The 25213-nt window shown below is 42.1% G+C and carries 28 protein-coding genes; 10 read left to right on the plus strand and 18 right to left on the minus strand.

Annotated features, from left to right (window positions below; translation table 11 throughout):
* Nucleotides 1-10: 10 nt before the first annotated feature.
* Both ACQ86K_RS17325 and ACQ86K_RS17330 read right to left on the minus strand, forming a co-directional pair.
* On the minus strand, nt 11-571 hold the full coding sequence (locus ACQ86K_RS17325) for a MutS-related protein (protein WP_431198419.1): 561 nt from the start codon (nt 569-571) through the stop codon (nt 11-13).
* Between the two features lie 14 nt (nt 572-585).
* Entirely contained in the window at nt 586-1647 is a 1062-nt protein-coding gene (locus tag ACQ86K_RS17330) for a hypothetical protein (RefSeq protein WP_431198420.1), read from the minus strand.
* A 291-nt stretch (nt 1648-1938) separates the two neighbouring features.
* Between ACQ86K_RS17330 and ACQ86K_RS17335 the strand changes: the two genes are divergently transcribed.
* A complete protein-coding gene (locus ACQ86K_RS17335; protein WP_091162825.1) occupies nt 1939-2142 on the plus strand; it encodes a hypothetical protein in 204 nt (67 codons plus the stop codon).
* A 90-nt stretch (nt 2143-2232) separates the two neighbouring features.
* Here the strand turns inward: ACQ86K_RS17335 and ACQ86K_RS17340 are convergent, their stop codons facing one another.
* The 6 genes from ACQ86K_RS17340 to kaiC form a co-directional block, all read right to left on the minus strand.
* Nucleotides 2233-3015 (minus strand): enoyl-CoA hydratase/isomerase family protein, encoded by a 783-nt coding sequence (locus tag ACQ86K_RS17340; RefSeq protein ID WP_431198421.1) that lies wholly within the window; start codon nt 3013-3015, stop codon nt 2233-2235.
* Nucleotides 3016-3100: 85 nt separating this feature from the next.
* Nucleotides 3101-3802, minus strand: a complete 702-nt coding sequence (locus ACQ86K_RS17345; protein ID WP_431200879.1) for a sensor histidine kinase — start codon at nt 3800-3802, stop codon at nt 3101-3103.
* A gap of 14 nt (nt 3803-3816) precedes the next feature.
* Nucleotides 3817-4767, minus strand: coding sequence for a PAS domain-containing protein (locus tag ACQ86K_RS17350; RefSeq protein WP_431198422.1), 951 nt, complete (start codon nt 4765-4767; stop codon nt 3817-3819).
* A gap of 2 nt (nt 4768-4769) precedes the next feature.
* On the minus strand, nt 4770-5087 hold the full coding sequence (locus ACQ86K_RS17355) for a circadian clock KaiB family protein (protein WP_091162822.1): 318 nt from the start codon (nt 5085-5087) through the stop codon (nt 4770-4772).
* A gap of 4 nt (nt 5088-5091) precedes the next feature.
* Nucleotides 5092-5388, minus strand: coding sequence for a circadian clock KaiB family protein (locus ACQ86K_RS17360; RefSeq protein WP_091162821.1), 297 nt, complete (start codon nt 5386-5388; stop codon nt 5092-5094).
* Nucleotides 5388-7136, minus strand: coding sequence for a circadian clock protein KaiC (gene kaiC / locus ACQ86K_RS17365; RefSeq protein WP_091162820.1), 1749 nt, complete (start codon nt 7134-7136; stop codon nt 5388-5390). The genes ACQ86K_RS17360 and kaiC overlap by 1 nt, the downstream gene beginning before the upstream one ends.
* Before the next feature lie 413 nt (nt 7137-7549).
* Here kaiC and ACQ86K_RS17370 point away from each other — a divergent pair, with 413 nt between their 5' ends.
* From ACQ86K_RS17370 to ACQ86K_RS17385, 4 genes are all read left to right on the plus strand, one after another.
* Entirely contained in the window at nt 7550-10564 is a 3015-nt protein-coding gene (locus tag ACQ86K_RS17370; protein ID WP_091162819.1) for a PAS domain S-box protein, read from the plus strand.
* Nucleotides 10565-10628: 64 nt separating this feature from the next.
* On the plus strand, nt 10629-11000 hold the full coding sequence (locus ACQ86K_RS17375) for a response regulator (RefSeq protein WP_091162818.1): 372 nt from the start codon (nt 10629-10631) through the stop codon (nt 10998-11000).
* A gap of 316 nt (nt 11001-11316) precedes the next feature.
* Nucleotides 11317-11682: a ferritin-like domain-containing protein gene (locus ACQ86K_RS17380; RefSeq protein ID WP_431198423.1), complete on the plus strand. Its 366-nt coding sequence runs from the start codon at nt 11317-11319 to the stop codon at nt 11680-11682.
* Between the two features lie 166 nt (nt 11683-11848).
* Nucleotides 11849-12088 carry a hypothetical protein gene (locus tag ACQ86K_RS17385; protein WP_143020681.1) on the plus strand — a complete coding sequence of 80 codons (240 nt, stop codon included), beginning with the start codon at nt 11849-11851 and terminating at the stop codon, nt 12086-12088.
* Nucleotides 12089-12113: 25 nt separating this feature from the next.
* On the opposite strand, the gene ACQ86K_RS17390 is transcribed toward ACQ86K_RS17385, so the two are convergent.
* From ACQ86K_RS17390 to ACQ86K_RS17430, 9 genes are all read right to left on the minus strand, one after another.
* A complete protein-coding gene (locus tag ACQ86K_RS17390) occupies nt 12114-12392 on the minus strand; it encodes a hypothetical protein (protein ID WP_431198424.1) in 279 nt (92 codons plus the stop codon).
* Between the two features lie 185 nt (nt 12393-12577).
* Complete coding sequence (locus ACQ86K_RS17395; protein WP_091162814.1) at nt 12578-13372, minus strand: DUF6438 domain-containing protein; 795 nt, start codon at nt 13370-13372, stop codon at nt 12578-12580.
* Nucleotides 13373-13383: 11 nt separating this feature from the next.
* Entirely contained in the window at nt 13384-14016 is a 633-nt protein-coding gene (locus ACQ86K_RS17400; RefSeq protein ID WP_091162813.1) for an HAD family hydrolase, read from the minus strand.
* A 415-nt stretch (nt 14017-14431) separates the two neighbouring features.
* Nucleotides 14432-15091: an MBL fold metallo-hydrolase gene (locus ACQ86K_RS17405; protein ID WP_091162812.1), complete on the minus strand. Its 660-nt coding sequence runs from the start codon at nt 15089-15091 to the stop codon at nt 14432-14434.
* Between the two features lie 177 nt (nt 15092-15268).
* Complete coding sequence (locus tag ACQ86K_RS17410) at nt 15269-15862, minus strand: PhoH family protein (protein WP_431198425.1); 594 nt, start codon at nt 15860-15862, stop codon at nt 15269-15271.
* Between the two features lie 104 nt (nt 15863-15966).
* The gene (locus tag ACQ86K_RS17415) at nt 15967-16608 is read right to left on the minus strand and encodes a PIN domain-containing protein (protein ID WP_431198426.1); all 642 of its coding nucleotides are present in this window, start codon (nt 16606-16608) and stop codon (nt 15967-15969) included.
* Nucleotides 16609-17260: 652 nt separating this feature from the next.
* Nucleotides 17261-18019 (minus strand): TIGR03915 family putative DNA repair protein, encoded by a 759-nt coding sequence (locus ACQ86K_RS17420; RefSeq protein WP_091162811.1) that lies wholly within the window; start codon nt 18017-18019, stop codon nt 17261-17263.
* 1 nt (nt 18020) lies between these two features.
* Complete coding sequence (locus tag ACQ86K_RS17425; protein ID WP_091162810.1) at nt 18021-19277, minus strand: putative DNA modification/repair radical SAM protein; 1257 nt, start codon at nt 19275-19277, stop codon at nt 18021-18023.
* A gap of 826 nt (nt 19278-20103) precedes the next feature.
* Nucleotides 20104-20712, minus strand: a complete 609-nt coding sequence (locus ACQ86K_RS17430) for a TetR/AcrR family transcriptional regulator (protein WP_091162936.1) — start codon at nt 20710-20712, stop codon at nt 20104-20106.
* A gap of 124 nt (nt 20713-20836) precedes the next feature.
* Between ACQ86K_RS17430 and ACQ86K_RS17435 the strand changes: the two genes are divergently transcribed.
* The 5 genes from ACQ86K_RS17435 to ACQ86K_RS17455 all read left to right on the plus strand — a co-directional run bounded on the left by ACQ86K_RS17435 (nt 20837) and on the right by ACQ86K_RS17455 (nt 24191).
* Nucleotides 20837-21427 (plus strand): carbonic anhydrase, encoded by a 591-nt coding sequence (locus ACQ86K_RS17435; protein WP_091162809.1) that lies wholly within the window; start codon nt 20837-20839, stop codon nt 21425-21427.
* A gap of 57 nt (nt 21428-21484) precedes the next feature.
* Entirely contained in the window at nt 21485-22114 is a 630-nt protein-coding gene (locus ACQ86K_RS17440) for an HD domain-containing protein (RefSeq protein ID WP_091162808.1), read from the plus strand.
* Nucleotides 22114-22635 carry a DUF420 domain-containing protein gene (locus ACQ86K_RS17445; RefSeq protein WP_091162807.1) on the plus strand — a complete coding sequence of 174 codons (522 nt, stop codon included), beginning with the start codon at nt 22114-22116 and terminating at the stop codon, nt 22633-22635. The genes ACQ86K_RS17440 and ACQ86K_RS17445 overlap by 1 nt, the downstream gene beginning before the upstream one ends.
* A 163-nt stretch (nt 22636-22798) precedes the next feature.
* The gene (locus ACQ86K_RS17450; RefSeq protein ID WP_091162806.1) at nt 22799-23677 is read left to right on the plus strand and encodes an NmrA family NAD(P)-binding protein; all 879 of its coding nucleotides are present in this window, start codon (nt 22799-22801) and stop codon (nt 23675-23677) included.
* A gap of 160 nt (nt 23678-23837) precedes the next feature.
* A complete protein-coding gene (locus ACQ86K_RS17455; RefSeq protein WP_431200880.1) occupies nt 23838-24191 on the plus strand; it encodes an SDR family NAD(P)-dependent oxidoreductase in 354 nt (117 codons plus the stop codon).
* A 203-nt stretch (nt 24192-24394) separates the two neighbouring features.
* Here ACQ86K_RS17455 and ACQ86K_RS17460 read toward each other — a convergent pair whose 3' ends face one another.
* A complete protein-coding gene (locus ACQ86K_RS17460; RefSeq protein WP_176844351.1) occupies nt 24395-25207 on the minus strand; it encodes a PKD domain-containing protein in 813 nt (270 codons plus the stop codon).
* Between the last annotated feature and the right edge of the window lie 6 nt (nt 25208-25213).

Consider the following 25213-nt stretch of genomic DNA (forward strand, 5'->3'; position numbering starts at 1 on the left):
TTAGGAATGCTTAAACCAAATATTTATTCATCATTCGCTCGCTTACAATATTGGCTTCATCGATAACACGTTCTGGATATCCCATGGATTTGAGTATGGCGATTCCGTTAGTGTTTTCAAGCAGGCCCTGCTTCAGGATATAGTCAAATACCAGGATGCGCCCGTCTTTTGATTCTGAAAAGGAATATACAACAAAATCCTCGTCGAGCAGCTGGGCCAGCTCAAGGTCGTGGGTTGATACAAAAACAAAATTTTGGTTAGCGGTAATGTACGAAAGCACAGACTTTGCTGCGGCTATACGTTCGATGGTATTGGTACCTCTGAAAATCTCATCAATGATCACCATGCTTTTTATATCCTCTTTCTGAGAACTGTTATCAATGATATCTAAAATAGCTAAGGCCTGTGCCTGAAAATAACTCTTGTGTTCATCAATGTTATCGCTGGTTTTGATGCTGGTTTGTATTTTGAGAAAAGGAGCCTTGTAGGCCTTTGCACAACTTGTAAATATAGTTTGCGATAGCAGCGTATTTAATGCCAGCGCTTTAATAAATGTAGTTTTGCCAGACATGTTTGACCCTGTGATCAATGCCCCCTGTCTGCATTAGTTGTATAAAGGGAATTAGTTACACAATTAGCTACCAATGGGTGAAAAAGTTCGGTAATCTCTATTTTGCCATCAACACCCATAAACGCGGGTTTTGAATAAAAAGGCATACCGTCACGTATTGATTGTATAGCTATCAGCGTATCGGCCCTGCCAATAAATTTATACACTTCTTTAATATCCTCGCGGTATTTACTGACTTGTTTTAATGATGATGTATAAGTATTGGGCTCAATCACAAAAAGCAGTTTAAACAAATGGAAGGCTGCGTAAGCAATATCACTTTTACCATTCACGAAGCCGCTTTCTATGTTTACAAACTTAAGCGCTCGTTTTAAACCTCTTAGGCTGGAAAGGGAACACTTTACGTCGTGTACCTGACCAAATTTCCCGCTTTTAGCTAACGCCATTGCAACTTTATACATAACCAGCAATTGCGGTAACGATTTGGTATATCCTGAAATAGCCTTGCGGTTGCTGAAGTAAATAACAATGTTGTACGCAAACAACAATAGCAAAAAGATAAAGCTGAAAATGTTAGGAATAACAATCAGCGATAATAACGCAGCCAGGATCAGAAAAGGTGAAACCTTTATATAAAAATTAATTACCGATGCAAATACCGGTTCATGTGCCCTGAGAAAAAGATCGGCTATAAAGTAAGCATCGGGGTGGTTAAGTTTTGACAATTCCACTTCAAGCAATTCGCGGCCGGGTATATCCATGTTAAGATCCTCAATATCATTGTCGAGGTCATGCAAAACATCAAGCTCGGTTGTAGGGCAATGTAATAAATTAAACAAGTATTGTTTACCAGGGTTACTGTTTGTTCTGTCGATATAATTGAAAACACTTATCAGGTCAAGATCGTCGGCTGTTTGAGCCGAAAGCTTGTTTTTACTGTCTTCCGAATCCAGGTAAATCTTTATTAAGTCAAAGTTTCGGCGGGCGTTAATCGGTTTGCCCCACTTCTCCTGAATTTTTATCAGCTGCTTTTTTGTCCAGCGTAATTTATCATAATACGACTTAATATAAAGCACTCCAATTACGATAAAGACAACTATCGCAGAAAAAACAAAGTAATACATATCTAAAAATATAAAAATTTAATTAAACCAACTTATCCATCGCCAGTCATAATTATGTATTACAATTCAGGTATTAACTAAAATTTATGACCATGAAATTTATGCGATTTTCAATAATAGCTTTTGTGATGATGTTTTCATTTCAATTTGCAAAAGCTCAAAGTATAAGTATAAGCGCACATTTTGGCCGTCCTTATCATAGGGTAGTTTACACAAGCGGATATTACGGAACACCTGTTTACTATGGCAGGGACGTCTACTATGACCAGCCTGTCTATTATGGTCGTCCACGCTATTACGCAACAGGATATTATGACGCGCCGGTATACTATCAAAGGCATTATCGTGTTCATCGTTACTGCAGGCACTGGTAAAAACAAAAAGCCTCCGGATTTCCGGGGGCTTTCTTACAATAAGCAACTATGCCAGTATAAAACGGTCATATAATTAACCAATACTATTTAGATATACACAAAATTAGCCCCATTAAAAATGAGAAGTATCAAGGGTTGTGTTAAAATACAGGCAGTTTATTACTCAAATGTTACTTGGATTTATCCTTAAAAAAGAATGTAATGCCCGTTGCGTAAATTCCGATAAAACCAATTCACCGCTTATAGCCGCACGTTGTTTAAGCAAATCATCCCAATCAGCAGTGCCTTCCCAAAGTACCTGTTTTAATCCGGTAAGTGCTGCCGGGTTATATAAAGCTAATTTTCGAGTAAGCTCATATACAGCCGCATCAAGGCTTGGAGTATCTTCATAAACCTCATTATACAAGCCGTTTTGCTTTGCCCATTGGGCAGTTTGAAAATCTGAAGCCCTGATAGTGACCTGGGAAAATGCTGATAACCCTATTTTACGGATCACAGCGGGGGCTATCACAAAGGGGCCAATACCTATAGCAAGCTCGCTTAACTTTATTGATGCCGCCTCGCTGGCCAGGCAATAATCGGCAGCGGCGGCAAGGCCAACCCCTCCTCCAACTGCTTTCCCCTGTACCCTCGCAATTATTATTTTGGGGCATTTGCGGCAGGCACTAATCACATTGGAAAACCCTTCAAAAAATAACGCGCCGGTTTCCCTATCCTTAATTTGCAACAGCTCGTCAAAGCTTGCACCCGCGCAAAAAGTACGATCTCCCGCGCTCTTTAAAACAATGACTTTTGTTTCCGGGTTATTACCGGCACTGAATATCGCATCGGCAAGTTGTTTTAATAGCGCCGAGGGCAGGGAGTTTTGTGCCGGATGATAAAAACAAATGGTGGTTACACCGTCAGGCTCATATGTAACGGATATATTTTCGTTTTCGGCAGACATATTTTATGTTTTATATCAGGTGGTTTTCCAACCAATATCAGAAGTATTTATGTCAACTGCAATTTTGAACCGAAATAAACAATGCTTACTTTTCAAGCAAGGGCAACTCAAAATAAAAGGTAGCGCCTGCACCAAGCTCACTTTCGACCCCTATATCGCCGCTATGATTATTAATGATCTCAGCTGAGATATAAAGCCCCATACCAAGGCCGCTCGTCATAAATTTTTTATCCTCAACACGATAAAACCGCTCAAAAATATGCTCGATCTGCGCGGCCGACAATCCGATGCCAAAGTCCGTTACTGATACACGTACCTTTCCGTTTATATTACCGGTTTCAATAATGATATTTTTATTTTCGGTTGAGTATTTTACAGAATTGTTAATGAAATTTATCAGTACCTGTTCCAGTCGCCCGGCATTTCCATCTATAAAAAAATCAGTTTCCGATTTATTGATAAAATTAAATTCAGGGTATAGGTGGATAGCGTTTTCTAAAGTTGACGCTACCAGGTCGCGAAGATTTATTTTCGCCCTGGCATATTCAAGCCCTCCCGCATGAATTTTACTTACATCAAGCAAATCGTTAACCAAACGCTGAAGCTTATTTAAAGCAGTGCCGGCCTTTTCAATATATTGTTTTACTATTGAGGGAACTTCCTCCTTTTTATAAGCCAAAATAAGCTGTAAATAACCTTTCAGGCTGGTTAAAGGTGTTTTAAGTTCATGGCTGGCCACACCAATAAACTCATCCTTTAAATCAAGCTGCTTTTTCTGTTCTTCGATATCTGTTGCGGTCCCTACCCAAAAAGAATTTCTCCATTATCATCTCTTAACGGCACTGCGCGGTTAAGGTGCCAGCGATAAGTATTATCCCAGCGGAGGTATCTGTTTTCAAGTTCATAAACACTCCCGCTTTGCAAAGATTCGAGGTAAGCACTCATTGTTTTTTGCAGATCATCTGGGTGTACGATCTGTTGCCAGCCCCAGCCTGCTGTTTCACCATATCGCCTGCCCGTATAATCAAACCAGCGCTGATTATAAAAATCGACTTCGCCACCGGGCAAATTCGTCCAGGTCATTTGAGTAATGTTATTAGCCAGCAACTTAAAATGTTCCCTACTGATAAGCAAATCATTGGTACGCTCCCTCACAGTATCTTCCAGATCATTATTCAGCCTCTCGGCAATATTCTGAGCTTCTTCAAGCTGATCATTTTTAATTTTCAGCTCCCATTCGGTTTCCTTTTGAGCAGTCAAATCGGTCAGGATCAAACTCAATGCCGTTCCTTCATCAAGATCAAGTGTGGTAGATGATAATAAACAGGGAGTCAGTTTACCATCCCGATTTGATAACAAAACCTCGCCCTTACAATCGGCATTCCAGCCATCCCTAATTATCTGCTTATATTTTTCCACCGAAACTTCGGCAACAAAAGCGTTAAAATCCAGCCCGATCACTTTTTCTAACGGTTCATTAACCATAGCCGCAAAACTCGAATTGCTATATAATATAGTACCGTCGCCATTCAACGTAACCGCTCCTTCGTTCATTTTTTCAATAAAAACGCGGTAGGTTTGGTCGGCCGTTTTCAACGTATAAAGCTGGTGGCCTTCATCATCTTTAACTATAAAGGCATCAACCTGGCCATTACGAATAGCAGAAATGACGTCGGTAGCTTCTTCTAATTGATATCGAAGCTTATTGTTTTCCGCAAGCAACTGCTCATATGTAAGTTTGTCCGGCTCCATAATTAGCTTTCTGTAAATATTCCCAGCCCTTTTAAAACTTTGTCTGTATTTGACATATCTCCGATAAGCTTGCGTTCAACGCCGGGAGATTTTTTAATAAGTAAAGGCAATGCTATGATCTGTTCTTCCCGTGCGATGAGCGGTTGCTGGTAAACATCAATTATCTCGAGCTCGTAATTAGGCTTAAGGTACCGCTCACAAATAATTTTTAAGTTGGCTATTGCCCTGACAGAATTGGGCGATGCTCCAATTACAAATAAACGCAATCGAAAAAACTGGTTTTCTCCTTGATCTAAAGGCAATTGGTTTTGCTCGGTCATCTAACTATTTACTTACTGGTATTATATTCAATCCAACCAAAACTTTTTCCTCGTTGCTCAAGTCGCCTATTATTTTGCGAATCGGTTCAGGTACTTTTCTTACCAACGTGGGGATTGCAAATATTTGATCCCCTTCGGCCAGTTGAGGCTGCTGCAGCAAGTCAATTACTTCAATAACATACTGACCTTTCAAATGTTCTTCACAATATTTTTTAAGGTTGGTGAGCGCGGTAACTGATTTAGCAGTTTTGCCCGCTATATACAGCCTTAACTCATATTTTATAACTTCATCCAGTTCCATTATTTTTTTCTTTTTGATTTACTTTTAAGCGTATCCGCATTTCCCCGGCGAATGTCGGTTATCTCTTGCCGGTTTCTTTCTATAATATCCTGTTTCAACTCTTCTTCCAGGTATATTTTGTTCAATTCCTCCTCTGTCGACTCAAATTCGGCCTGCAAGCTTGCAATTTTTGATTCAAGCATCATACGCCGGCGCAATATCTCTTTATCTTTACGAGTTATAGCAAACTCCCTTAGTGCCACGCCTGTTTTTTCCCTTAATTTTTGTGCTTCCCTTGCCGATCCTGTGAGCACTCCATCGGGGCCAAGATAAACGTCAACCAGGCTCAGCCCCTTATCGGTAATTGTAAACTCGCGTACCTGGTTTGAATGGCTCATACCGCGCGACTTCATGATGTATAACCCCCTGTTACGCTCTCCGTTCGATTCGATATCTCTTACAAGCAGCCAGGTGTCAACTAATGATGATACACCTTCGTCGGTTTGTTCACTTACCACCGTATTTAAACTGAGAGCAGTAAACATAACCGTGATCTGTTCGTCCTGTAAAAAATCTATCAGCCTTATCAGCATCGATTTTACTTCACTTACCGAACCCACCGTAATGAGGTTTGTAATCGGGTCGAGGATCACCGCTGCGGGCTTAAATCTTTTAATGATCTTGTAAATAGCGACGAGGTGCATTTCAATACCGTAAAGCGTAGGACGCGAGGCATGAAACTCGAGCAAGCCATTGTCGATGTGTTTTTGCAGGTCGAGATTGATTGATTTCATGTTGCGAAGGATCTGCTTAGGCGCCTCCTCGAAAGCAAAATAAAGGCACCTCTTTTTGTTGCCGCAAACTTCATTGGCAAAGCTGGCCGCAATACTTGTTTTACCGGTACCGGCCGTGCCCGAAACGAGGATACTGCTGCCCTGAAAAAAACCCTTGCCTCCAAACATGCTGTCAAGAGAGGGTATCCCTGATGAAATTCTTTCGGATGACACTTCTTTTTCCAATCTTAAAGATGTTACCGGAAGTACAGAAATGCCATCTTCATCAATTAAAAATGGATATTCGTTGGTACCATGCTGTGTACCGCGATATTTTACCACGCGCAAACGACGGGTTGAGATCTGATTTATAACCCTGTGATCAAGCAGGATCACACAATCTGAAACATATTCTTCAAGCCCCTGCCGTGTTAATGAAGAGCCGTCACCTTTTTCGCCGGTTATTATAGCAGTTACACCTTTTTCCTTTAAAAAAGTAAAAAGTCTTCTAAGCTCGGCCCTCAATATAATTTGGTTTGATAAACCCGAAAAAAGATTTTCAAGAGTATCCAGTACTACTCTTTTTGCCCCGATGCTGTCAATAGCAAAGCCTAAGCGAATAAACAAACCTTCCAGGTCATATTCGCCTGTCTCCTCAATCTCGCTTCGGTCTATATGCACATGATCAAGTCTTAATTTTTTATCATCCTGGAGTTTAATTAAATCAAAGCCCAGCGATGCTACGTTCGAAGCCAATTCATCTGCCTTTTCTTCAAAAGCCATAAATACACCGGGCTCGTTAAATTCGGTAGCACCCCTCACGATAAACTCAAGCGACATAAGTGTTTTACCGCAACCCGCTTCACCACATATCAGCGTTGGTCTTCCATTAGGTAAACCACCGCCCGTTATTTCATCTAAACCGGTAATACCGGTAGGAGTTTTGGGCAATTGCTCAAACGTTATAAGCTGCTGTTTTTTATGCAATTTGGTCATAATAAATCCAATCTGTTTAACTACCCGCATACCACAACCATCAAGTATACAGGATTTTGTTTTATTGGTATGGTAATAGTAATACCTATGAAATTGTTTTGATATAATTGATTTTATGGAGTAAAAAAACAAAAAACATGGTAAAATTACCGTACTATTAATACAAATAATTCTCCTGATTTTACAAACCTTTAAAATCTCATACCATCAAATTCTCTAAAAACAGAATTTAAACATTTATACAGGTATACTGTTTAGAAAATACAAGGTATACGCTTCTGTAACCCGTTTTTATCAATAATTGCAGCTATATTAATATAACAGGCATACTCACTAATTGAAATATTATGATGTATGAATTGAGATTTTGATCTTAATTATTATAGCCTATATTTATACATATTATTTATATAATGAATAACAACGCCGGCCTTCATCAACAATTAAACGAAGATATTTTCCGTATTCTGTTCAGGGAATCTCCTACCCCTATAGCATTATATGTTGGCAAAACAATGGAGATCAGGATTGCCAATAAGGCCATGACAGATATATGGGGAAAGGGAGATGATGTTATTGGGCATAATTACTTTGACCTGCTGCCCGAATTCGAAGAGCCGGGCTTTCATGCAATATTATCAAATGTATACGATAACGGTACGGCTTATAAGTGGAAAGAGCAAAGGGTTGATCTTATGGTTAACGATAAGCTTGAAGAATTTTACTTCAACTTTATTTTTAAACCGTTACATAACGACGATGGTAAAGTTTGGGGCGTGTTGAATACAGCTACAGATGTTACCGAACTGGTTAACACCCGTAAAAAGCTGGTTGAAAGTGAACAACGTGCTCAATTTGCCCTGCAAGCTGCCGAACTGGGAACCTGGGATTTAAACCCCAGATTACAAACCGCAACATGGGACGACCGCTGTAAAGAGCTCTGCGGTTTTCGAAAAGATGATGAGATAAAGTATGATGATCTGTTGAAATTTGTCCACCCGGAAGATGAGCAACGCTTGCGAACAGCAGTAATGCAGGCTTATGATCCTGTAAGCAATGGAAATTATGATATAATCGTCCGCACCGTTGATGACACAGGGCACCTGAAATATTGGATCCACCTGAAAGGTAGGGCTTACTTTAACGATAATCATGAGCCTATCCGCTTTGCAGGTACCGTACAGGATATAACCCGCGAAATATTAGATAAACAAGAACAACAAAAACTGATTGCACTGATTGATAAAACAGCCGACGTGGTTGCAGTAGGCAGCATGGATGGTTCTGTAACCTATATCAATAAAACAGCCTACACTATATTAGGTATTGGGAGTACAAAAGAAGCTTTAAAACCCGGCGTTGAATATTTTGCAGATCATGAAGCAGACAAAGTAAATAATGAGATAAACCCCGCGGTACAGCAGTATGGTAAGTGGGAAGGTGAAATGCACTACCGGCATTTTAAGACAGGAGAAAATATTCCGGTTTACGTTAACTGTTTCAGAATCGATGATCCGTTAAATGGCTTGCCTATTGGTATGGCATCCGTAGCCCGAGACCTGCGCCCTGAAAAAGCGGCAAGAAATGAACAGTATAAATTATTGTCGCTTATTAACCATACCTCAGATTTTGTAAGCCTATCCAACCTTGATGGTAATGTAACTTACGTAAATACCGCCGGGCGAAAAATGTTGGGTATCAAAGGCGCCAACGAGCACAGGAGGCACAACAGCGAATATTTAATGCCTGATGAGCTTGATAAGCTGAGGGACAAAGTAAATCCAATTTTAATGAAGCATGGTAAATGGAGCGGTGAAGTACTTTACCGTCATTTCCAAACCGGCGAAGCCATACCTGTGTACGGCACCACCATGCTGGTTTATGACGCTGTAACCGGCTTGCCACAGGGCAGGGCTTCAATTGCAAGGGATCTGCGAAGGGAAATTGCCGATAAAAAAGCCCTTACTGATAGTGAAAGATTGCTTAAAAACATCACTAATGCATCGCCAACAGTACTTTGGATGGCCGATGCTCAAGGTAATATTACTTACGTAAATCAAACCTGGGTTGATTGGACTGGTATTAAATATGAGGATAATATGGGCGCAGGGTGGATCAACGCACTTTTAGAAGAAGACAGAACCAGGGCCGGTGAAAAGTTCTTAGCCGATTTAAATGCCCGCCGGTTCTATGAAGTTGATTTTAGGATCACACGCCGGGATGGTGAAATAAGATGGTGTATAGCCACCGGCAATCCGCAATATAATGAGCAGGGGGAATTTACCGGGTACATAGGTGCCTGTACCGATGTCACCGATAAAACACTTGCCGAAAGCGAAGTGAAATTACGTAACAGGGAATTGAATAACCAGATCAGGCAGTTTGAGTTTGTTACTGGTTTTATGCCGGTGCAACTTTGGACGGCCCGCACGGATGGCCAGGTCGACTACTTTAATCAACGTGCTGTAGATTATTTTGGTGCCCAGGCAAATGAAATAGCAGCATCCTGGCTCAATGCTATTCATCCCGATGATAGGGATGCTTGTGTTGAGGCTTGGAATTATGCAGTGAACACGGGTAATGTTTACCAATGTGAATTTAGATTAAAAGACAAAGATCAAAATTACAAGTGGCATTTGTCCAGGGCTTTACCTTTCATAATTGACGGAAAAATCATTAAATGGTTTGGTACCAATACAGACATTGATGAGCAAAAACAATTACAACGACAAAAAGATGATTTTTTAGGTATCGCAAGTCACGAATTAAAAACCCCGGTTACGAGCATAAAAGCATATGCCCAGGTATTGGGTGCTATGCTTACCAAAGAAGGCGAACAAAAAAAGGCCGAAATGGTGCTTAGGATGGATGCCCAGATTAACCGTCTTACAAACCTCATAGGCGATCTCCTTGATGTTACCAAGATTAACTCGGGCAGGCTACAGTTCAATAAAATATGGTTCGATTTTAATGAAACCCTACAGGAAACTGTTGAAGACCTGCAGCACACTACACAAAAACATAAACTTATCCAAAACTTTACACCAACAGGCCGTATCTATTCAGACAAAGATCGGGTAAGCCAGGTTATTACCAACCTCATTACGAATGCTATCAAATATTCGCCTCATACCGATACCATCATCATCAACACTCGCCGCGAAAACAATGAGGTGATTGTTTGTGTACAGGATTTTGGCATCGGGATACCCGAAGACAAGAAGGACCGGGTGTTTGAGCAATTTTACCGCGTAAGTGGGAACAAGCAGCATACATTCCCCGGTTTGGGGTTAGGATTATACATCTCATCAGAAATTATTAAGCGAGAAGGCGGCAGAATGTGGGTAAACAGCATTGAAGGCAAAGGGTCTACTTTTTGCTTTGCATTACCTGTAGACGATACCAACAGTTATTCACCTGTTGGATAGTTCACAATAAGGTAAATTTATCACAGCTAATTTCAGAGGGTTTAACCAAGCCTTTACGCCTAAAATGAATACAAAGAACAAGAAAATCATGATTGCAGATGATGACCCGGGCATTGTTGATGCTATGGAAATGCTGCTTGAATTTGAAGGCTACGAGGTAACATCAACCGTAGATGGTACAACAGTGCTTGATATGAAAGACGAACTCCCCGACTTGCTACTGTTAGATATCTGGATGAGCGGCGAAGACGGTCGGGATATCTGCAAGAAGCTAAAACAAGACGAGCTAACCAAAGATATACCTGTTATCATGATATCGGCAAGTCGCGATATACGTGATTCTGCAATGATGGCCGGCGCCGACGACTTTTTGGCCAAGCCTTTTGACATGAATGAGTTACTAAAAAAAGTGGCCCATTTTGTTCAAAAAACTTAATAATAGACAAGCAACATCAATCAACTAAATAACAATTACCCCTCTTCGGAAAGAACCTTATAGCGGCCGTCTCACCCGGCCGCCGGTTCTTCCAGTTGCTTAAGTTATCCCTTTAAATTAATATAAACGTGACATGCTAAATGCTATTACGCCCCCGGAATGCCCCCGGCGATGTCTGTTTTATCCGGCTGCCGATTCAGCCAGTTGCATTTATGGCATGTAGTTAAACTGGTCATTTCACTGGTCAACACCTAACTAAAATATAAAAACATTAACCCATATGGTATGTTATTTATTAAAACAAAACAACAACGCCATGGGAATTTTACAGCACGTACAACATCAGATCTCAGCACTGAACGATCTGATCAAAATAAATAACGACAGGATAACCGGATATCACAAAGCTACCGAAGCAACAGATGAAGTCGGATTGAATTTACTTTTTAATGAATATATTGATCAAAGCAAAAACTACGTTAGTGAAATACGCGATTACATTCATGTATTAGGAGGAGATCCTACAGACGGTACTACCCTTGCGGGGAAATTTTATCACGCCTGGATGGATGTAAAATCGGTTTTTGTCAGTAAAGACAGTCACTCGATACTTTCGGATTGCGAATATGGCGAGGATGTAGCAAAAAAGCTTATCGCGCCGCGCTTGACGATAAGGAGCTGATATGGGAAGATGAGCAGGTTGTAACCATGCTTAATAACCATTTAGAAGGTTTAAAAAAACGCATGACACCATTAAATCGTTAAGAGATGCGGTTAATGCCTGATCATAATTTTGTTATATTGAGCAGATGAGCAATTCAAATCAATCATTTTTTTCGGCATGCGGCATGCCTGATCAATTCGCTAAGGTTACCTGCACACAGGATAAGGTGATTTATACGCTTTCGCAATTAAAGCAAGCCACAGTAGCTGATATTGCATTGAAGCTAAAGGAATACGAACCTGCGGTAAATACTTTTACACACGAGAAAAACACGATTGAAGTACTTAATTATCTTTTTGACCGGGGATTGGTAAAGATCACCAAACAAAACGGCGAGTTAAACTACAACCTGGTCAACGCTTAAGCAGGTTGTAGTTTAATGTATTTTATTACATACCAGGCGCAAGTGGTTTGGCCGAAACTACGCTATCAACCACAAAAACGCTTACTCCCCGCCATGGCAGCGTATGCAGGTATTCTTTATAGTGAAGTTCTAAAAATGAGCCTGCGTTACTGCTCAGTTTTTTTGCCACTTTTTCATCGGTTACAGAAAACATAAATTCATTTGAGCCAATTGTACCCCCTGTTACCTGCGTACGGATTCCGCTTTGAATTAACCTACCTTCATAAGTTTTAAATACGTAACCTTTCTTTACAAAATAGTTCATGGTACCGGCTTTAGTTCCCTCGCCAAAAACAAAATAATATCGATAGTAAAAAAGCCTACTATAATCAGTAGTAATATAAGGGTGATAATAACCTTGGTTTTTGTTTTCATCGGAGATTTTATTTGCTAACTAAGCTACAAAAACTTAGCAGGTAAGCAAACATTTATATCATGACAATGGCCTGTTTAGTTTGCCGGCTTCTCTCCTTCTTTAATTTTCGTGAGGTTTACTTTTTTAAAAGACTCCACTAAAAAGGTAACCAAACCAGTTAGGTTAAAAGGTGGATCATTTGTAGTTAGCGTAAGTTTGTCCTTATTGTTTTCAAAATCGATATCCAGGTAATAATTAGGTGCATCTGTAACCTGGCTACCCTGTTTCCAATCGTACATCTTTTTTAATTCACTCCGTTTTAGCCAATAGTTCAGGCTATCGAGCTGTAGCCTGGTAAGCTTTCCGGCATAATCACCTTTGTAGGGGTCAGCAAATTCGCCCCCTTTTAAACGATACGTACCATCTGCCCAAATATTAATCAGTAATTGAGGGCAATTGCCATAACAGGTTGAGGATAGGAAACGAAGTTTTGAAAATTTGATCCCATTATCAAAACTGGATTTATAGTTTTTAAACTGCAAGGGAGGGCGACCGGCTAATTTTACAGCATTATCATTAACAGCTTTAATAGTTAATTTCTTGCCATCGAAATAATTGATGATAAACTTAAAAACGTCAATATGCTGTTGTTTAAAATTATCTGCACTGGTAGTATATGTATCAATTATTTTAAGCGTATCATGCTCTATTTGGTATTTGTTTTCGTGTTTCTTATATCCATCCAAATTAAAATAAACCTTGCCGCTATTAAAATAAAGATAACCGAGATCTTCGGTTATCCACTGTTCTGATTCAACAGTAGCATGCTGGCCCATTACCGGGCCGCACAGGACAGTGAGAAATAAGATAAGCAGTGATACGCTTTTCATGTAAACTAAACTTACAAACTCAAATAATATTGGGTAAGGGATTCAAAATCGTCAAACTTATTATCATAGTCATCGGTATTGCCAAAACCGTAACTAACAAACACAAATGGTATACCGGCAAGGCGCGTTTGTTCAGCATCGCCATTAGTATCGCCTATGTAAATCGGGTTCTGCAAATTGTGTTTATTCATGAGCAGATGCATATTATGGTTTTTAGGCATCTGGTTGGTGCCATAAGCCATGCTATCTGTAATAACCTCATTAATGCCTGCCCACGTTAAAAACAGCGGTATGATACCTACCGCGCAATTGCTTAAAACAAAAAGTTTGTATTTGCTTGCCAATTGTTTTAAACCCTCTGTAACCCCACCGTACATAATACCACCGCTGGTTGGCAATATTTCGCGTCTTACCTGGTTTACAGCATTGTAGATCTCCATCCCCTTTTCCTCATCAAATTCGGGCAGCATTACCCGGGTAAGTTTTTTACCATCCATACCTATCACGTGCAGCAGTTCATCTCGTTTAATAGTCCTTTGAATGTCAAGCTTTTGAAATATCAGGTTCCATGATTCGGCGTAGGTGTCAACGGCATCCCAAAGGGTTCCGTCCATATCAAAAATGAGGCTATCGGGTTTCTGCATTAGCTAAAAGTATGTTTTTCGCTAAGATGAAAAATTAACGGCAATTAATGTTCATGTTTTCTTCATTATTAATCCTCACCTTAGCATTGTGATAAGGTTAACGCGGGTCGGCTTAGCAGGAGGCTGAGCCCGCAAAGAACCCCGCCTCTCGGCGGGGGTTTCTTTTTATACAGGGTTATATTTTTATGGTCTCAGGTTCTCAGTTATGGTTATCTCGCTAAGACTTCCCACTTAGAAGCTGTTTAAAAACGATTCAAGATTTTTTCAGGTAGAGACGCATAATTGCGTCTCCGGTAGGACAATCGCTTTTGCAGGCCATCTTACCACCGTAAATTGCATGCGGGAGACGCAATTATGCGTCTCTAAAATTAAAAACAACCACATTTAAACAGTTCTTGGAACTTAAGGCTTCTTATTAAAGACTTATCCCATCCCCTACTTTATAAATTTCATGAAACTTGATTCCTTGATTGTCAAAATGTTTTTTGTACGCGGCATAACGCTGAAGTATGAAAAAATCTTTAGCAAACCCGTCGTGCACAGGCAAAATTTGCTTAGGATGCAGCTCATCGGCAAAGGCCGAAATTGTTGGTTCATTGGCAAATGGAGCCATCGAAACCATGATCAGCAACTCGATACCTTTAAAATTCAAAAGCTTCTCTTCCATCGAATCAACGGGGTGCAATACTTTGTTATTGATTAGGAAGCCGGTCATTTGCGGTAGTGGATTATCCATGATAAGTTCGTGCCTCACCGGGAAAGCCTGGAGTTTAAATGGCCCGGCCCGATGGGTGCCTTCTTCAAGAATTATATATTTTAAATTGATCTTATCTAATTCCCTTCCTACCTGCGAATTAGTGACAACTACTGCGCCGCTTAACTCTACAATAATTTTTAAGATATCTATATCGAAATGATCGGGGTGGATATGGGTGATCACAATAGTTCTTACATCAACAAACAATTGCGGTGTAACCAAACCTTCGGCAAATGAAAACTTTCCGGGGTCAAACAAGAGCTGATAACCGTCTAATTCAAAAAGCAGGCATGAATGAAGGTATTTTGATATTTTCATAAGCGCGTAGGTTTATTTCCTAAAGATACACAGGAAAGACTTATGAAGTTTTAAAAAGTTAATCCTGATTGAAAAGCGGATATCACGCTCAGTGTTTGGACTCCAGGAATTTAGGGAGCGAATTATATATAAAAGCGTAAAGCCTTACGAGGTTTTAAAACTAAGTAAGGCTGATTTTTACAACAACTCCGTAGCCAAATTGGCCAGTTCGCTCCTCTCCCCTTTTTGCAGGGTGATGTGAGCATAAAGCGGATGCCCTTTTGCTTTATCTATTAAATACGACAGTCCGTTACTTTCGGCATCGAGATATGGGGTATCTATCTGGTAAATGTCACCTGTAAATACAAATTTGCTGTTCTCTCCGGCCCTGGATATGATAGTTTTCACCTCGTGCGGGGTGAGGTTTTGCGCTTCATCAACAATAAAGAATATCTTACTGAGCGTGCGCCCGCGAATAAAAGCCAGTGGAGCTATCGAGATTTTATCATTATTGACTAACTCATCAATTTTGGCCTGCATTTTTTCGTCGTCACCGAACTGATCCTTTATAAATTTTAGGTTATCCCATATCGGGGCCATATAAGGATCAATCTTTGATTTAATATCGCCAGGCAAAAAGCCTATGTCTTTATTGCTTAAAGGAACAATAGGGCGGGTAACAAAGATTTGACGATAATATTTACGTTGCTCGAGCGCGCTGGCCAAAGCTAATAGCGTTTTACCCGTGCCGGCGTTTCCTTGTATAGTTACTAATTTTATATCCGGGTGCAATAACGCATGAATAGCAAAAGACTGCTCGATATTACGAGGGTGAATATTTAAAACAGGCTGCTCGGTAACTTTTTCAAGCTGCTTAGTTTGTGAATTGTAAAAACCTACAGTATCGCCTTTTTTCCTTTTAATACATAAAAGTGATTGTTGGTATACGAACCTATCTTTAAATTTTCGGCCGGTAAATTTTCATTTTTATTCAGAGTGGTGATCAGTTTTTCCGTCACCTTATCTACATCCGTTTTACCCGTATAAAGTTCCTCCAGGTTTTTGATCTTGCCCGTTTCATAATCTTCGGCATGCAGGTTAAGGGCTTTGGCTTTGAGGCGAAGGCAAATATCTTTTGATACCAACACTACCTTTTTGCCAGGATTTTCTTCCTGTAAGCCAAGGGCCGCGTTGAGGATACGGTGATCAGTTTTATCTGAACCAAAAATCTGCTCGGCATCCTGGCCGGTAGTTTTAGTATCCATGGCAACTTTAAAGCTGCCTTTGGTTTTACCATTAAGCGGGATCCATTCGTTGATCAGTCCATTGTGCGACAGGTCATCCATCAACCGGATAAAGCTTCGGGCTTCAAAGTTGCGGGTATCATTACCGTTCTTTTTATTATCGAGCTCTTCCAATACCTGGATGGGTATGGCAACATCGTGCTCCTGAAAGTTTTGAAATGCGTTGTGATCATACAGGATCACAGAAGTATCTAAAACAAATATTTTCTTCTGGTTACGCTGACCGTCCTTCATATCCGCCTAAAATAACGATTTTAAGGTTTGAAGAAAAATTTCTCCTCAAACAAAAAACCTGTAAAAGCGAAAACGGGAGTCATCTCTTGCGATTTGAACTCCCGTTTCCAAACTGTTGTTTAACCGTAGTTGCCCAACAGCATCAAGTTTTGTGTATCTCTTACCGACATGATCTTCGTCCGTTGCTCTCACGAGCGGTCGACTATTTTCAATGTCACCGGTTTCTGTTGTTTCCCTCCGTGGAGTTCTTCTTCTTAATTCCGGTACCTCCTTTAATTGCTTTCTTTTTTCAAAAGACTTTCGCCTTTTTCATTTTTTCTTGCAACTCAGGGACTTCCCTTGATCTTTAGTTCCCCCGAAGGTTCACCCGATTCAATTTCTGTTTTCCTGAAAGGCTGTCAAAGTACGTCGTTCTTGATGATTACAATATCGGGACATTACCGTGATTTGGCAAATATTTTTGATTATTTTTATTAACAGTTTATTAACAACAAATCAACACTTATCAACATTGAATTTCAGTCCTTCTCAAGTATAAATTAGGGTAATTAACTGAAATACAGACTACATTATTAACATCAACCTTTATTAACAAAATGCATGAAAAACCATTTGTATCGAAAAAGAAAAAATGCTCAAAATCTTAAAAACGTTAAATTTTCTCTGTTAAATGCCGCCAATATCGCCTGGGAATATGACGCACATGAAGCCTGGTATTTTTGCGTGAAGCGATGTTTATACTATTAAAATAATTCTTCCAAAGGTTTTGATAGACACCTTCGTCCTCACTATAAGCCGCAATTACATTAACCGGTTTACTTAACTCATCAAAATTCATTTCGATGAATTGCGTGTCATGAAGATCGTAGTACAGCCCATAATTTCTTTTAGTATCATAGATCATCCATTTTTGATCGGTATAGCGGCTTTTGAAATGCTTAATCAACAATGGCAATACATTAAAATCAGGCTCAATGGCAGCATAAAAAGTTCCGTCATTCAGTTTTTGAAACCTAACAAAAGCTTCCATCCTGTGTTTTTCGCGCCGCACCATTTTTAAAATTTCCGACAGGCGCATTACATATTTATTGCCATAATCTTCTTCAATATTTTGGTCGCTGTCAAAAACATGACGGATAAAACCAAGCACGTTGCAGTCTTCGCCGGCAATTTCGGCCATGTGACTAATGTAAAGGCGCTGCACCCCGGCAGCTGAAAGTTTTTTCCGCAATCCCTTTAATACCCGGCCGGCGCGCGCCTCGTCAGTAACAATAGGAATTATCTCTTCAAACAACGCACCGCTGCGCCACTCCCCTTTCAATAACTTTACAGGATACAGTTTGCGTTCGTAAATCTCGAATACAGCTGTAAGCAGCCCCTCAAACGTTCCGTCATAAACCAGCGTGTTCATATTAAAACAGGTTAAGTTGGGTTTGTGTATTTTTAATGTACTTGCTTTGCGATTGGGCCATAATAAATTGCTTAATGTTTTGCCCCGTTAAATCGCGCCGTTCAAATTCATTGCTTTTGCAGGTAATAAAGTATCGCGCCCGGTTAATGGCCACTCCTATTTTTTTTAGCTGTTCCCAGCCCAGCCCGGCAAATTTACGTGCAGCCAAAATTTTTTGTGCCGATAACAAACCGATACCCGGCACCCGGAGGATCAGTTGCAAATCGGCCTTATTGATATCAATAGGAAAAGCCTGCATATTGCGGATTGCCCAACTGAGTTTGGGATCAATATCCAGATCAAGTAACGGGTTTTGATTATTGACGATCTCGTTTACATGGAAACCATAAAAACGCATGAGCCAGTCGGCCTGATAAAGACGATTTTCGCGCACCAGCGGCACCGCGGTATTAAGGGCAGGAAGCCGCTTATCGGCCAGCACAGGTACATAACCCGAATAATATACCCGTTTTAAGTTAAAATTTTTATAGAAATAATTAGCCGATTGCAGCACCTGCTGATCGCTTTCGGGTGTGGCACCAACAATTACCTGGGTACTTTGCCCTGCAGGTGCAAACATGGGGGCGTTTTTGAAAAGCTTTTTCTCTTCTGTGTTTCGGATGATCTCCTGATTCAAAAAATGCATCGGGTCAATCATGTCCTGCCGGTTTTTATCAGGTGCAAGCAGTTTCAATCCGGCTTCTGTAGGCATTTCTAAATTCACACTGAGCCTGTCGGCATATAACCCGGCCTCCTGCATTAGCTCCGCACTTGCACCCGGAATGGATTTTAAGTGGATGTATCCGTTAAAGTTATGCTCAGTTCGGAGTTTTTTTGCTACGTGCACTAATCGCTCCATGGTATAATCAGCATTTTTAAAAATACCAGAGCTTAAAAACAAGCCTTCAATGTAATTGCGGCGATAAAAGTTAATGGTAAGGTCAACTACTTCCTGTACCGTGAACGCGGCCCGTTTGATATCATTATTCTTCCGAGACACACAATATGCGCAATCAAAAATACAATGATTGGTAAGCAGGATCTTCAATAACGAAACACAACGCCCATCTTCCGTATAACTATGGCAAATTCCGTTACTGGCATTTCCCAAACCCTTGTCCTTATTTTTCCTGTTACTTCCGCTCGATGCACATGAAACATCATATTTAGCCGCGTCGGCCAAAATATTAAGCTTTTCCGTTATCCTGTCTACATTCATACCAACCAAAAATACTAATATTTTTAGCAATCAACCAAATTGCGGGATAAATAAAAGGGAAGCCATTTTGTTTTTTTCGCTGTATGCCTCAACAACTTTTTCCTTCACGACATTGATACCGCTTTTTAGCACTATTACTCATATTTACTTCCAGCACCGCGTGAGCATCTATAGCGAAAAATGGAACCACCTGCCCACCGTTGCGGAATTCAATATTTTTTGAAAAAAGCTCCGCAGCTACATAGATTAAGCCAGATCAAGCGTTTTTTGAGTCAATCAACGCAACAAACTCTAATGTATTTGCAACAAGCGCGAAAGTAAAACTGATTTAAATGCCGTTTTTTTTAATTCCTTTACTAATCATAAAATCCGCAATGCAAAAAATCTATTCGGTCCACATTTGCCTATATCCCACTTGGGACACCTATTGCCGTTGGTAAAGTGAAAAGCCTTAAATGTGTCTTGTATACAAAACAAATAGAAAAATCCAAGTGGGCGCTTTTCGAATCAGTTAACCACTTGATAGAATCAATGCATTTTTCATCAAGCATTTAAGAAGATTTACGCGGTTCGAGAATTTGAAAAAGGCTACTTGGTGGAGATTGCAGCATACCTGACCACGTTATTTCGCGTTCATCAGATAAACAGTTGTGTCGATAATACCTAAATTTAAATATGTAATTCAGAAAGATAGTATGTAAAAGTGTTACAGAATGCAATGATCCCTTCTCCGGAACACATTGATCAATGGCTCCTGGATATCCACTAAGACACGACAATCGCCGATGGAGTTTAGGCTTCATTCAAGTAATCAACGGTTAGGTGATCAGACGTTGAGCAAATGTGTCGCCGCAGCCTTGTTGAGTTTCGCCGTGTCTTTCCGACCGGTCGCCTGTGCTACCACCATTGCTCCCAGGATGAGACTAAGTAACTGTGGTAGTAGGGTTTTGGCCTGAGCAGGTTCAACCAATTGACTTAAACGTTCCTGAATAAACGCTGATGCTTTTTCCAGGTGCCGGTCTACCTTTGCCCGAAGCGGCTTTTCTTCGTCTGTGCTAAAATCACTCAAGCCACGCGTAAAAACACAGCCATTGAAATCCGGGTCCGCGATCCAGTCATCCACCGCGTCAAAAGCAGCCAACAACTCCGCTTTAGGCTCATTACTTGCTGCCCCCACCCGTTTTTCCAGAATATCAAACCGGAAAGCGTCCCAAAACTCCAGGTAAGCTGCGGTCAGATCAGATTTTGAAGGGAAATAACTGTAAAAAGTTCTTTTAGATACCTGGCTCTCCGCAATGATCCGGTCAATGCCGATCGTGTGTACATCATGTTCATTAAAAAGACGAATCGCGGTCTTTAGTATCCGTTCGCGTGGTTTCAGTTCTTCGATCTTCTCAGTCCGCAAATCCCTGAAGGAGCTAAGTGTATCTGCCATATTCAAAATTAAAAATTTTAAGTGCATGGATTATCAGCGGAATGTAAAAGTAGACAGTTCTGTTTACTTTTAATTGCAAAAGTATACAGATCTGTTTACTTTTGATCCAACAAAATTCACAGACATGACAAATCTTAGTCAATTCGAATTCAGGAAGCAACCCTGGTTCGACCAAGAACATTTCGAAGGCTTTAATCAAGCCATTCCCATGAAAACCATAGTCATTCATTGCTTCGACCCCCGCGCTTCGGAAATACCGCAAGCGGTGGCCAACTACTTCGGAGACGAAGTGTACCCGGGCGAAAACATCCTTGACGCCGACGGTAACCGGGTGGGTAATACCCGCACGATGTTCACGGTATCCAATGCCGGCGGCCGCGCCTTCTCTGCGCTGCAATCCGTCGCTACTATGGACTATCTCTTTCATTTTGAGAAGGTAGTTGTGGTTCACCACTCGTTCTGTGGCGCTACCGCCTTTGAGCCGGAACATCTCATTCATTCGTTTCATGAGCATCACCATGCCGACATCGCAACACTGATCGATCATGACAGCATGGCCATACTTGACTTCGAGCAATCCGTTAAACACGACCTGGAACTGCTGCGCAACAGTCCGCTGGTGCCCAAAAATATCAAATTGTATGGTTTCTTTTATGAGATCAACAGCGGTCAGCTCACCGAGATCGCCCGTGATATCCCGGGCGAAAATCAATAACCTGCAAGCAGGCGAGCCTTGTTCGGCGACCCGCCTGTTCATTTTAATCTTTAGTTCATGAATTCAATAATTTTAAAACCGGATACACCACCGGTCCGCGCGGCGGAAGCTTATGCACGCAGCGTCTCCAGCCCGATGCTGTTCAACCACGTTATGCGCTGTTATCATTTTGCCGACCTGTTCGCCAAAAAGCACCAGGTAGCGGCAGACCAGGAGCTTCTGTTTCTTTCCGCTGTTCTGCATGATCTCGGTTTTACATCATCCGTGCCCGGCCAAAACCGCTTCGAGATCGAAGGCGCCGAAGCCGCAAGGCAATTCCTGCTTGAACACGGCGTGAGCGACGAGCGCGCCTGGAAAGTATGGCACAACATCGCGCTGCACGTTGGCGACCTTAACCTGTTTAAAGATGATGCGACGCGCATGCTGCAATACGGCATCCTTTATGATATTACCGGGCTGCCGGCTGGGTTCGAACTGGATGCCCAGGCAGTAGACGATGTCGTACAGCATTATCCACGGCTGGGTTTCAAACAAGGCTTCCTCGAACTGTTCGAGAACGAGTTCGAACGTAAGCAGCCCTACCCGCACCGTTTCCATATGTGCGCCTGCATCGAGCATCACCGGACCGGCCAGCTCAACATCCCAGTTCCGCAGGCCTTTTTTAATAGCGCCCCTTTTGCCGACTAATGAAAAACTACCAACGATGGATCTGGGCGCTGGCCCTGGCGATCAACGGATTGATCGCCCTCTCGGCTTTTTTACCCAAAGCAGCACTACCTGGCGGCATAAAAATTATGCTACTGCCACAGATCAATGCCATTTTAAATGGCCTTACCTTTGTGGCCTTACTGGCCGCACTGATAGCCATTCGGCGTAAACGCCGCGACTGGCACCGGCGTTTCATAGGAATCGCCTTTACCGCGACCAGCCTGTTCCTAATCAGCTACCTGGCCTATCATTTTACCACACCATCTACCAGATACGGAGGCAAAGGCACCCTGCAATATGTGTATTATTTTATCCTTACCACGCATATCCTCCTGGCCATCATCATCGTACCGCTGGCGATATACACCATAGCGCTGGCCCTCAAAGACGAGATCAACCGTCATCATAAAGTGGCCCGCTGGACAATGCCCATCTGGCTTTACGTCAGCCTTACGGGTGTTATCGTTTACCTGATGATCTCACCATATTACGCGCATTAATGACACCAGCCCTGTACTGCAGGGCTGGTTAGCCAATAGTTGATTTACTTACCAAACAATAATGCCTCCTTAAAGCCCCGACAATCTGTGTCAGTAATTCAGCATTCCGGGTTAGCAGCCCCCGCCAGGTCCGGGCTATCTTTGATCATTCAATATAAAACAAATGGAAAAGCAAATCAAAGTACTCATCACCGGCGCGACCGGCAAGAGTGGTGGCGCCGCCATCGATGAACTATTAAAAATGGGCTATCCAGTGCGGGCGCTCGTCCATCAACCGGATGAACGTTCGGCGCGACTGGCTGCCAAAGGCGTTGAGGTGGTAGCCGGTGACCTGTTGAACCTCGACGACATCACTGCAGCCATGCAGGGCATCGACACCGCATACTTGTGTTACCCCGTTTTGGTGCCCGGCGTATTACAGGCTACCGCTTATTTTGCCATAGCCGCTAAGGAGAATGGACTGAAAGGCATCGTCAATATGTCGCAGATATCCGCCAGGCGAGAAGCCAAAAGCAACGCAGCCCAGGATCATTGGGCAGGAGAGCAATTGCTCAACGCTACCGGCATTCCCAGCGTTCATTTAAGGCCTACCTTTTTTGACGATTGGTTCTTGTATATCCGCGACCTAATCCGGGAAAACAACGAAATCGCATTGCCTTTCGGCAACGGACGTTGGGCACCGGTTGATTCTGCGGACCTGGGGCGCGTAGTCGCCAAAGTAGCCACCAATATAACCCCCTATGCCGGGCAGATCCTTCGGCTTTACGGCCCGCAGGAATACAGCCTGGCAGAAATGGCTGCGGTCATATCCGGCGAACTGGGAAGAACGATCCGGTACCAACCCGTGACCATAGCTCAATTTTTTGAATGTAATGCCAAAAGACCGGCCAGCGAACATTTCATCCAGCACGTGACCCACGTCGCGGAAGATTGTGTAAACGGCGTTTTCGCCGGGACAAACGACCTAATTGAAACCATCACCGGCCAGCAGCCGGAGACACTGTCCCATTTTTTCAGAAAGAACAAAGCGGTGTTCAGCTAAACGGTAAATCTGTGCCAGTATTCGTGCGATCCGGGTTAGCAGCACTGGCCGGCACCGGGCTACCTTTGGTGCATAAGAAATCGGTAAATCATTTAAAATCAAAACCATGAAACAGAAAATTCGGCTAATCACAGGTGCCAGCAAAGGCTTAGGCCTGTAAATCGTTAAAACCGTTCTTGCAGCGGGCGACAAGGTCATTGCTACCGTCCGTAATGATGCCGCCGGCCTAAAGGTTGCCCTGGGCAACCCGGCAGACCTGTTGGTTGTGATTCTGGATGTCACCAAAGAGGCCGAAGTAAAACAAGGGGGCAGCAAGGCCCTCGAGCAGTTCGGGCAGATCGATGTCCTCCTCAATAATGCCGGTTTCGGCATCGTTGGCGCCATTGAAGAAGCTTCGAATGAAGAAGTGAGGCGACAGTATTACACCAATGTGTTCGGTGTGCCGAACCTGGTCCGCGCGGTGTTGCCAGGTATGCGGGGAAGAAAGTCAGGGCACATCATCACCGGCTGGTGATAGTTTAGTGAAAGCAACTTAGCATAAGTGTTGATAATTGACGGATTAAGTTATGCTACTACACTTTATACGATCGAATACCTAAGGAATAAGCCCGGATACTACACTCCCGGGCCTTATTCCTTAAAACTGTTGACCATGCGAATGAACTTACGTAACATCAGATCGAACATTCCATGGATCGTTGTTACAAATAACCAATTTTATGGCTGCTTTTTATTAACCGTCCACTCAGCCATCTGGAAGTCACGACTGCCATTATTGGTCTTAATGCTTATCCTATAAAATTTATAGGCAACATTATTATTAAAATGATATAAGATCCGTTGAAAGCGGTTGGCAAAAACTTCGTTGTTCTTGCTGTGCAGGTTTATCCAGCGTATTCCGTCCTCAGAACCCTGGAGGATCCATCCTTTCGGGTCACGGTCAGGAGAGTCATTTGCCGATGTCATGGTATATGCTCCTGCAACGGCAGGTGTTTTAAGCTCATATTTCATCACCAGGTCGCCTGAGAACCCTGATTGAAAAAACTTGGTATTCGGATCGCCGTCAACCACTTTTAGTGACCCCTCATTTGCATTTGGGCCGCCGCCATTGTCGCGTGATACAGTCAATGTACCGCCTATGGTAGCAAAATAACTTTCACCAACCTTGGTGCGGTCAAAATTAGGGTCGGCAACGTTCAATATTATTTCCCGGGCAGCTGAGTATCCCTGTGAATTTCTGGCCGTTAATGTCACGTGATATAAGCCATCAAAGGCATATCTGTGCTTCGGTGCTTTTTCTGCCGATGTGCTATCGTCGCCAAATTGCCACAGGATATCTTTATAATTGATGGATGTACTGGTAAACTGATAGCTTAAAAAATCAACGCTATCTGTCCGGGCCACTGTGAAACCTGCGATGGGTTTGGGCTCATCTGGTTCGGGTTGGGGCGCTGGCTTATCTTTTTTACACCCGGCAAACAACAGGGCTACCGTTGAAAATACCGAGATAATATGCAATGTTTTTTTCATGTCCTT

The sequence above is a fragment of the Mucilaginibacter sp. P19 genome (genome assembly GCF_050632265.1).
Classification (GTDB): Bacteria; Bacteroidota; Bacteroidia; order Sphingobacteriales; family Sphingobacteriaceae; genus Mucilaginibacter; species Mucilaginibacter gossypii.